Source organism: Streptomyces durocortorensis, from assembly GCF_016901035.1.
Lineage (GTDB): Bacteria > Actinomycetota > Actinomycetes > Streptomycetales > Streptomycetaceae > Streptomyces > Streptomyces durocortorensis.
The window spans coordinates 23,097-32,667 of record NZ_JAFEUF010000017.1 but is presented as its reverse complement, the minus strand read 5'-3'; the positions used below and the strand labels follow the sequence as shown (position 1 = coordinate 32,667).

Sequence of the window (9,571 nt, the reverse complement as noted above, 5' to 3'; positions counted from 1 at the left end):
AAATTTTTTTTGGGGCGGCCTGGTTTTTTTTTTTATACCCCCCCCCCCGGCCGGGGGGGGCGGGGGCGGACGCGGTGCGCATGAGGATGACGGGCAATCAGGGCTTGCCGTCGAAACCGCACTTGACGATCGCGTTGATGCAGTCGCGGACGCGCTGCGCCATCTCCTCCTCCGGCCATACGTTGAAGAAGTCGCCGTGCATGGTGTAGCCGGGCCCGGACGCGAGCCGGAAGCGGGCCGGGTCGCCGTTCACCGGGTAGCGCAGCACCTGCCGGAGCTTGGGCACCGGCACCGGATGGGTGGACGGGCAGCCGCCGTTCACCGGGTAGGCCATGTGGCTCTTGTGGTCGGGGGAGTCGAGGTCCGTACCGTTCCAGCACTGCGGGAAGTCCAGGTAGGACTCCATCATCGTGCCGGGCGGACAGTTCACGAAGTCCTGCGAGGGGTTGACCTCACCGGCGTGCAGGCACGACCAGCGGGCGATCGTGTTGTCCTGCGGGCCGGTCGCCTTCGCGTTGCCCGCCACGATGCGCAGGCCCCGGGGGAAGGGCTTGATCTGCCGGATGACGTCGTCGCTGACCCCCTCGCCGAGGTAGTAGAAGGTGGTTCCGGTGGGCTCCACCTCCTGGTCGCCGTCGTAGAGGGTGGGCACCCAGTACGACGACAGGTCGATGTCGGGGGAGCACGACGTACGCCCCCGCTCCAGGGAGGCCAGGTCGGAGCCGGCGTGCGTGGTGTCGTTGCCGAAGAAGCTGTGCATGTGGGAGGCGCCCGGCAGCCCGGGGAAGACGATCGGGTCGTCGGGGAGCCGGTGGGTGTACGGGCACTCGGCGAGGAACTCGGCCACCCGCACCACATCCGCGGCGGCCTTCGGCGCGGCTTCGGCGGCGGCCCGCTCGGCTGCCGCGTTGCCCACGTTGGCCTGGAGGAAGGACAGCGCGAGGGCCGCCGCGGCGAGCCCGGCGATTCTGTACCGCCAGGGCGGCAGGGAGCGTTGGCGGCGGTGGTCGGGGTTGCGTCGATGACGGAAGAGCACGGCACTCCTGTTCGGGACGTGGGGGATTCCGGACCAAGCGAGAGAGCGCTCTCTCAATGGAACGTAGAAGTGCCTCCTGTTCATGTCAAGGGATCGCGCAGGCCCCTTAAATCAGTACGATGGGGTGCGAGTTGTGGGCGAGGGTCGAGGAGAGCGCTCTCCTCGATGCGGGTCGGAAAGGCGATCGGGGTCGTTGTCAGTGGTGGGCGGAAGAATGGTGACCATGACGAACTCAGCTGCTGTGCTCGCCGATCCCACCGCCTATGCCGCCGCCGTGGAACAGGCCTCCGTCGCCGCCGCCGCGTACTACGCCACGGGCGAGAGCGCGCTGGACGACGATGCCTACGACCGGCTGGCGCGCGGGATAGCGGCGTACGAGGCGGAGCATCCGGGGGAGGTGCTCGCCGCCTCGCCGACCGGCAAGGTCGCGGGCGGGGCCGTCGTCGGCGATGTGCCGCACACGGTGCCCATGCTGTCGCTGGACAACGTGTTCTCGGCCGAGCAGTTCGCCACCTGGGCCGCCTCGTTGGAGCGGCGCGTCGGCAGACCGGTGACCGCGTGGAGCGTCGAGCCGAAGCTCGACGGCCTGGCGGTCGCCGCGCGTTACCGGGACGGCCGGTTCGAGCGCCTCATCACCCGGGGCGACGGCACGGCGGGCGAGGACGTCTCGCACGCGGCCGGTGCCGTCGTCGGGCTGCCGGAGCGGCTGGCCGAGCCGGTCACCATAGAGGTGCGCGGCGAGATCCTGATGACGAACGAGCAGTTCGACCAGGGCAACGCGATCCGTACGGAACACGGCGGCGCCCCCTTCGCCAACCCGCGCAACGGGGCGGCAGGCACCCTGCGGGCCAAGGACCGCGCCTACCGGGTGGAGACGACCTTCTTCGCCTACGGCGCGCTGCCGCTGCCCGACTCCGGGGAGCTGGGCGAGACCCTCGCCGAACTGCCCCACAGCGAGGTCCTCGCCTACGTCGCCGGCCTCGGCGTGCACACGGCCGCGGGCACCGACGTGGCGCCGGTCCTGGCCGCGACGGTGGAGGAGGTCCAGGCCCGGGTGGACGCCATAGGCTCCCTGCGCGCCTCGTTGCCGTTCGGTATCGACGGGATCGTGATCAAGGCCGACCTGGCGGCCGACCAGCGCGAGGCGGGCTCCGGCACCCGCGCGCCCCGCTGGGCCATCGCCTACAAGCTGCCCGCCGTCGAGAAGATCACCCGCCTGCTGGCCGTCGAGTGGAACGTCGGGCGCACGGGCATCATCGCGCCCCGCGCCGTCCTGGAGCCCGTGGTGATCGACGGCTCCACCGTCGGTTACGCCACCCTGCACAACCCGGCCGACATCACCCGCCGCGACCTGCGGCTGGGGGACCAGGTCATGGTCTACAAGGCCGGCGACATCATCCCGCGCATCGAGGCCCCCGTCGTCCACCTGCGCACCGGCGACGAGACGCCCATCGACTTCCCCGAGAGCTGCCCGCAGTGCGGCTCCGACATCGACACGAGCGAACAGCGCTGGCGCTGCACCCGGGGCCGCAACTGCCGTCTGGTCGCCTCCGTCTCGTATGCGGCGGGCCGCGATCAGCTCGACATCGAGGGCCTCGGCGCCACCCGGGTCGTCCAGCTCGTCGACGCGGGCCTCGTCGCGGACTTCGCCGATCTCTTCACCCTGGAGCGCGAGCAGTTGCTCGCCCTCGACCGGATGGGCGAGACCTCCACGGACAATCTCCTGGCGGCCATCGAGACCGCCCGCACCCGGCCGCTCTCCCGGGTCTTCTGCGCCCTGGGCGTACGAGGCACGGGGCGGTCCATGTCACGCCGTATCGCGCGGTATTTCGCCACGATGGACCGGATCGTCGCCGCCGACGTGGAGACGCTCCAGCGGGTGGACGGCATCGGCAAGGAGAAGGCGGCCGCGGTGGTGGCCGAGCTGGTGGAGCTGGCGCCGCTGATCGGCAAGCTCGTCGCGGCCGGGGTCTCGATGACCGAGCCGGGGGCCACCCCGCCCCCGGAGCCCGGGACGGAGGCGGCGGCCGACGCGGACCCGGAGGTCGGCGGGGAGGCCGGTGCGGGTGCCGGCGGTGACGGTGGCGCCGGCTCGACGCTGCCGCTCGCGGGCATGACCGTGGTGGTCACCGGCGCGATGTCCGGAGCGTTGGAGAAGCTGTCGCGCAACCAGATGAACGAGCTGATCGAGCGGGCGGGAGGCAAGTCGTCCTCCAGCGTCTCGAAGCGCACGAGTCTGCTGGTCGCCGGGGACAAGGCCGGATCCAAGCGCGCCAAGGCGGAGGGCCTGGGAGTCAGGATCACGGTGCCGGAGGAGTTCGCGGAGCTGGTGGGCGCGTTCCTGGCGACGGGGGAGGAAGACTGAGCCGGTGACCGCCGTCCACGGCGTGTCGGCGCACCTGTGAATCAGCGAGGAAGTGGCGTTCCACCACCCCGTATTGCATAGTGAGGGATCGGTCGCGCCTCGCTATCAGCGGGCCGACGGGGTGCGTGGACGGCCGCGACGGGCGGCCGGGGGTGAGGGACGATGCGTTCTGTGCACGACGGACAGCGACCGGGTCGCGCCGTCCCTCCGTCGTCAGGACCCGCTCCGGCCTCTGTTCCTTCGACCGCTCCCGTACCGGCTGTTCGCTTCTCGATCGCTTCCGCGTCCGGTGAGTGGCGGGGGCCGCTCCGTCCGGGCGCGGGCACATGGGGGAAGGGCCCCGGACCGCTTCGTGACGGGAGCGGTGCCGGGGCGTTCGGGGCGGGCCGTACGTACGAGGGCCTCCGAACACACCACCGGCACCAGCGCCTTCGCACCCCGGTCGCCTCGGGCGGCGCCCCGGCCGCCCGGGGGTTGGCCCTGGACCTCGGCAGCTCCCGTACCCGGGCCTGGGTGCCCGGCCGGGGCCTGGTTCTCGACCCGTTCCCCGGCTCCGGCCCCCACGGGGGCGCCGAACGGCCGGTCCGGCGCGGGCGCATCGTCGACCCCGAGTCCTGCGGTCGGCTGCTCGGCCGGATCGCCGACGCGGCCCTGGGCCCGGACCGCAGCGACAGCGTGATCGTCCTCAGCCACCCGGTGCTCGCCGGCGCCGAACACCGCACCGCCGCGCGTGCCCTGCTCGCCGGGCTCGGGACCACGCGCGTCCTGGTCCTCAGCAGCGCCCGGGCCGCCGCCGCGTACGCCGGGCCCAGGGAGACCGGCCCCCTTCTCGTCGTCGACATGGGGGCCGAGCTGACCGAGGTCACGCTCCTCGTGGGCGGCCTGGTCGCCGACGCCCGGCAGGCCGAGAGCGGGCTCGACGACCTCGACGGCCTCGATCCGGCGGCCCTGCCCACCGCCCTCGTCCGTACCGTGCTCGACATGATCACGTCCATGTGGCGGCACGACCGGCACGGCGCGATCCGCGGAGCCCTGCGCAAGGGCCCCGTCCTCGCGGGCGGTGGCGCGCTGCGGGCCGACGTCACCGATCGCATCGCCCGCTGCCTCGGCACCCGGGTGCGCCTGGCCGACGACCCGTCGACCACGGTCGTCCGGGGCGCCGGACAGATCCTCAGCTCCGTGCTCCGCCATCGGACGGCGCCGCCCGAGCGTTCCGGCCGACCGAGGTGACGCCGTACCGGGGACGGCCCCCGGCGAACGCGGTGAATGCGTCGAACGCGTCCCGGGTGCGGTGTGTGCTGACCACACTGCTTCTGACCGTCCTCACCCTCGTCGGCGGTGCCGCCACGGCGAACGGCGCGACACCCGCCCCGGCTTCCCGAAGCCTCGCGCCGGCCGTCACCGCGGCCTCGGCACCGGCCCTGCCGACGACCCACCGCTCCGGGCCCGTCGCCAGGCCTGACATCCGGCATCGCACCGGCCATGGCACCGGGCACCTCGCCGGGTCCGACCGAGGGAGGCCGCACCACGCGAACGGCGTCGTGGCCGGGCCGGGCACGGGCGCGGTGGCGCAGGCCGCGCACGAGCAGCCCAGGGCGGCGGCCGATCCGGCGCAGGCTCCCCGGGCGGGCAGCGGACGGGCGTACCTGCTCCTGCACGCGCCCCCGCCGCCGCACGACGCGCTGACGCCCGCTCCGCCGGGGTCGGCCGAACCGCACGGCGGCGCCCAGCGGTCCGCCGCCGACTCCTTCGACGCGCCCGGCAGCCGCCGGGGGGCCCCCCCCCCCCGGGGGGGGCCCCCGGGGCCCCCCCCCCCCCCGCCCCCCCCCCCGCCCCCCCCCCCCTGTGGCGCTCCGCCGGGGCGGCCCCCCCGACGGTAGGGGGCCCGCCCCCCGGGGGGGGGCCGCGCCGCGCACGCGCCCAGCGCCACGGCCCCGCGCCCCCCCCGCGGCCGCCCCCGCGCCCCGGCGTACGGGGGCCTCCGGGCAGGACGACCACCGGTCCCACGACCGGTCATCCGTCCTGTTCTGCCGATCCGGCGTCGCGTCCTCACTGAGGTGAGGGCGCCAGGCGCCCCACCGGAGGATTTCCATGACTCGCGCCAACGCGGTGCGAGCGGTTCTGGCTGTCGCCGTTCTGCTCGTCTCCGTCTACATCAGCCTGACCATGTCGCCCAGACTCGGACTCGATCTCCAGGGCGGCACCCGTATCGTGCTCCAGGCCCGGGACACCGCCACCGTCCAGGCGGACCGGGAGACCACCGACCGCACCCTGGAGGTGCTGCGCCAGCGCATCGACTCGCTGGGCGTCTCCGAGCCGACCCTGACGCGTTCCGGCGAGGACCGGATCATCGTCGAACTGCCCGACGTCCAGGACCCGCGCCAGGCCGCCGAGGTGATCGGCCGCACGGCCCAGCTCACCTTCCACGCGGTCGAGGGCCCGGGAGCAGGGGAGCCGGGAGCCGAGGAGCCGGACGAGAAGACCCCGGGCTCCGAGCCCACCGGGGGCTCCGACCAGGCCCCCGCCGGCCCGGACTCCACGGCCGACCCCGACCGCACGGCCGATCCCGGCTCCAGCGCCGACCCCGACAAACTGACGCTCGCCGACGAGCAGGGCCGTCTTCTCGCCCTCGGCGAACCCCGGCTCTCCGGCGCGGGCGTCGAGGACGCCACCGCCGGGTTCGACGCACAGGGCGGGGCGGGCTGGAGCGTGTCGCTCGAATTCCGCAAGGACGCGGGCCAGGACTGGAAGCAACTGACCGGTGAGGCCGCCTGCCATCCCGCCGGGGACGACCGGCGGAGGGTCGCCATCGTCCTCGACGAGAAGGTCATCTCCTCGCCGCAGGTCGATCCGTCCGTCGGCTGCCGGGTCGGACTGCCCTCGGGAGCCACCCAGATCACCGGCTCGTTCAGCGCGGACGAGGCGCGTGACCTGGCGCTGCTCATCAAGGGCGGGGCCCTGCCCGTCCCCGTCGAGATCGTCGAGCAGCGGACGGTCGGCCCGACCCTCGGCGCGGCGGCCATCGACGCGAGCGCGCAGGCCGCCCTCGTCGGAGCCGCCGCCACCGCGCTCTTCATCACCGTCGTCTACCGCCTCTTCGGCGCGCTGGCCGCCGTGGCGCTGGGGGCGTACGGCGTGATCTCGTACGCCGCGCTCCTCGCCCTCGGCGTCACGCTGACCCTCCCCGGGCTCGCCGGGTTCGTCCTCGCGATCGGGATGGCGGTCGACGCGAACGTCCTGGTCTTCGAACGGGCCAGAGAGGAGTGCGCCGACAGGCCGAAACGCTCTCTGCGCTCCGCCCTGACCACCGGGTTCCAGAAGGCGTGGAGCGCGGTCGCCGACTCCAACGCGACCACGCTGATCGCTGCCGGCCTGCTCTTCTTCCTGGGCTCGGGCCCGGTCAAGGGCTTCGGGGTCACCCTCGCCATCGGGGTCGTCGCCTCGATGTTCTCCGCACTGGTCATCGCCCGCGCGCTCACCGAGATCGCCGCGAACTCCCGCTTCGTCAGCGACTACCGGAACGTCAACGGCATCGGGCGGCCCGGCGCCGTACGGACCTGGCTGGTCCGCAAGGACCCGAAGCTCTTCCGGAAACCGGTCCGGTGGCTCGTCGTCTCGGCGGCCCTGGTCGCCGTCGCGGTGGCCGGGATCGTGGTGCGCGGGGTCGATCTGGGCGTCGAGTTCACCGGGGGCCGACTGGTCGAATACTCCACCAGCCGGCCGGTCGACGTCGAGACGGCTCGGGACAGCATCGCCGCCGCCGGGTTCGGGGACGCCGAGGTCACCACGGCGGGCGACGGCGACCTGTCCGTACGCACGGGGAAGCTCGACAACGACGGTGAACACGCCCTGCGCACCGCCCTCGCGGAGGAGGGTGGCGAGACGACGAAGGTACGGGACGAACTGATCGGCCCGAGCCTCGGCGACGAACTGCGGCGCAACGCGCTGATCGCCCTGGGCGTCGCGGTGGCTGTCCAACTGGCCTATCTGGCGGCCCGGTTCCGCTGGACGTTCGCGGTGGCGTCCGTCGTGGCGATGGTGCACGACGTGATCCTGGTGGTGGGGGCGTTCGCCTGGCTGGGGCGGCCCGTGGACGGCATCTTCCTGGCCGCTCTGCTGACCGTGATCGGCTACTCGGTGAACGACTCGGTGGTGGTCTTCGACCGGGTACGGGAGCTGTGGGGTGCGAACCGGCGGACACCGCTGGACAGCATCGCCCGCAAGGCCGTCCTCCAGACCGTGCCGCGCACGGTGAACACCGGGATGGGCGCCCTGTTCATCCTGGCCGCCCTCGCGGTGCTGGGCGGCGACTCGCTGGCCGACTTCGCGCTCGCCCTGCTCATCGGCATCGTCATCGGCACCTGGTCCTCGGTGTTCACCGCCGTCCCAGGGGCCCTCGCCCTGGAACGGACCGCGAAGGCCCCGCCGCCCACACCGGGGAAGGGCAAGGGCACATCGCGCGGGAAGACCCGCGCGGCACGGCGCGACCCGCTCGACAACGGGGCGCGCGTCTGAGGGGAGCGGGGAGCGGGCGGGGACAGGGGCCGGGTCAGGACGGGACGTGGACGTGCAGATAGGCGGCGGTCTCCCGGTCGGCGGGGAGGAACGTCTCGATGGCCAGCTCGGCCACCGTCACGTCCATCGGCGTGTTGAACGTCGCGATCGACGACACGAACGACAGGACCCGGCCCCCGTGTTCGAGCAGCATCGGCAGCGCGAACGCGGCGACCCGGCTCCGCTCCCGCTCCCGCCCTGCCCCGTCCGCTCCGTCCGCCCCGTCGGCGACCGGGACCGCACCGCCGGCCCGCTCGGCATCGGCCCGGGCGGGGGCCGGGTAGGCGGCCACCTCGTCGTGCAGCGCACGCAGCTCCGGCGAGCGTACGAGGGCGATCTGACGGTCCATCTGCGCCAGCAGATCCGCCCGCCACTCCGGAAGGTTCACGATGCGCGGGGCGAGCCCCTCCGGGTGCAGGGTGAGCCGCATGGCGTTCAGCGGCGGGGTCAGCAGCTTCTCCGGTACGCCTTCAAGCAGCAGCGCGACCCCGCGGTTGGCCGCCACCACCCCGTAGGTGCCGTCCACGACGAGGGCCGGGTACGGCTCGTACGCCGCGAGCAGCCGGTCGAGGCTCTCGCGCAGGGAGGCCATCGCCGGGTCGTCGAGCGGCGTCTGCGGGTAGCGGGGTGCGTAACCGGCGATCACGAGGAGGGCGTTGCGTTCCCGGACCGGGATGTCCAGCTGTTCGGCCAGCCGCAGGACCATGTCCTCGCTGGGCCGGGAGCGGCCCGTCTCGATGAACGAGATGTGGCGGGCCGAGGAGTCCGCGCGCAGGGCCAGCTCCAACTGGCTGATCCGCCGCTGCTCCCGCCAGTCCCGCAGCAGCGGCCCCACTCCCGTGTCGGGCAAGACAGTCGTCATGCCAAGACCGTAACGTCACGAGGGGCCGGGCGGGGTCGCGCCGGTACGGACCGCCCGGGCCCACTGTGACGCACACATGCTGATCCACGAACCACCACCGAGAGCCACGGGAGCCGTTCCATGAGCGCCGAACCGCTGTCGCCGTCCGAGACCGACCGCCGACTGGAGAGCCTGCCCGGCTGGGCGCGGGAAGGCGACCGGATCACCCGGACCTTCCGGCTGCCCTCCCACTTCGCCGCCGCCGCGCTGACCGTCCACATTGCGCAGATCCAGGACGAGTTGAACCACCACTCCGATCTCACGCTCGGCTACAACACGGTGGCCCTCTCCGTCCACACGCACGACGCGGGCGGTGCGATCACCGAGAAGGACCTCACGCTCGCCACCCGGGTGGCCGCCGCCGCCCCGGCCCACGGGGCGGAATAGCCGCCGAAGCCGATCGGTCCGCCCGAGCGCGCCCGGCTGCCGGAGCCGCCGGAGTCGAATGGTCCGCCGGAGCGCGCCGGCCGCCCGGAGCCGCCGGGGCTCGCCCGGTCGCCGGCTCAGACCACCGTGCCGAACCTCGGGTGCGCGCCGAGCCACTGCGCGTAGCTCGGGCTGCGCGACACCGCCTCCGCGTACGCCGCGCGGGTCGCGCCGGCCACCAGCCCCGGGGCCCCCGCGGGGGGGGGGGGGGGGGGGGGGGCGCCCCCCCCCGGGGCCCCCCCCCGCGGGGGCCCCCCCCGGGGGGGGGGGGCCCGCCCCCGGGGGGGGG

Annotated in this window: 6 protein-coding genes; 4 read left to right on the top strand and 2 right to left on the bottom strand. The window is 73.9% G+C overall.

Going from position 1 to position 9,571, the window contains the following annotated elements; translation table 11 throughout:
* Positions 1-97: 97 nt before the first annotated feature.
* Positions 98-1,036 (bottom strand): DUF1996 domain-containing protein, encoded by a 939-nt coding sequence (locus JS521_RS06050; RefSeq protein ID WP_205081684.1) that lies wholly within the window; start codon positions 1,034-1,036, stop codon positions 98-100.
* 223 nt (positions 1,037-1,259) lie between these two features.
* Here JS521_RS06050 and ligA point away from each other — a divergent pair, with 223 nt between their 5' ends.
* From ligA to secD, 3 genes are all read left to right on the top strand, one after another.
* Positions 1,260-3,401, top strand: a complete 2,142-nt coding sequence (gene ligA / locus JS521_RS06045) for an NAD-dependent DNA ligase LigA (RefSeq protein ID WP_372448557.1) — start codon at positions 1,260-1,262, stop codon at positions 3,399-3,401.
* 513 nt (positions 3,402-3,914) lie between these two features.
* On the top strand, positions 3,915-4,631 hold the full coding sequence (locus tag JS521_RS06040) for a rod shape-determining protein (RefSeq protein WP_205081705.1): 717 nt from the start codon (positions 3,915-3,917) through the stop codon (positions 4,629-4,631).
* Positions 4,632-5,492: 861 nt separating this feature from the next.
* Positions 5,493-7,916, top strand: a complete 2,424-nt coding sequence (secD, locus tag JS521_RS06035) for a protein translocase subunit SecD (RefSeq protein WP_205081682.1) — start codon at positions 5,493-5,495, stop codon at positions 7,914-7,916.
* Positions 7,917-7,950: 34 nt separating this feature from the next.
* Here secD and JS521_RS06030 read toward each other — a convergent pair whose 3' ends face one another.
* Complete coding sequence (locus tag JS521_RS06030; RefSeq protein WP_205081681.1) at positions 7,951-8,817, bottom strand: helix-turn-helix domain-containing protein; 867 nt, start codon at positions 8,815-8,817, stop codon at positions 7,951-7,953.
* A gap of 120 nt (positions 8,818-8,937) precedes the next feature.
* Between JS521_RS06030 and JS521_RS06025 the strand changes: the two genes are divergently transcribed.
* Positions 8,938-9,243 carry a 4a-hydroxytetrahydrobiopterin dehydratase gene (locus JS521_RS06025; RefSeq protein ID WP_205081680.1) on the top strand — a complete coding sequence of 102 codons (306 nt, stop codon included), beginning with the start codon at positions 8,938-8,940 and terminating at the stop codon, positions 9,241-9,243.
* Positions 9,244-9,571 lie beyond the last annotated feature (328 nt).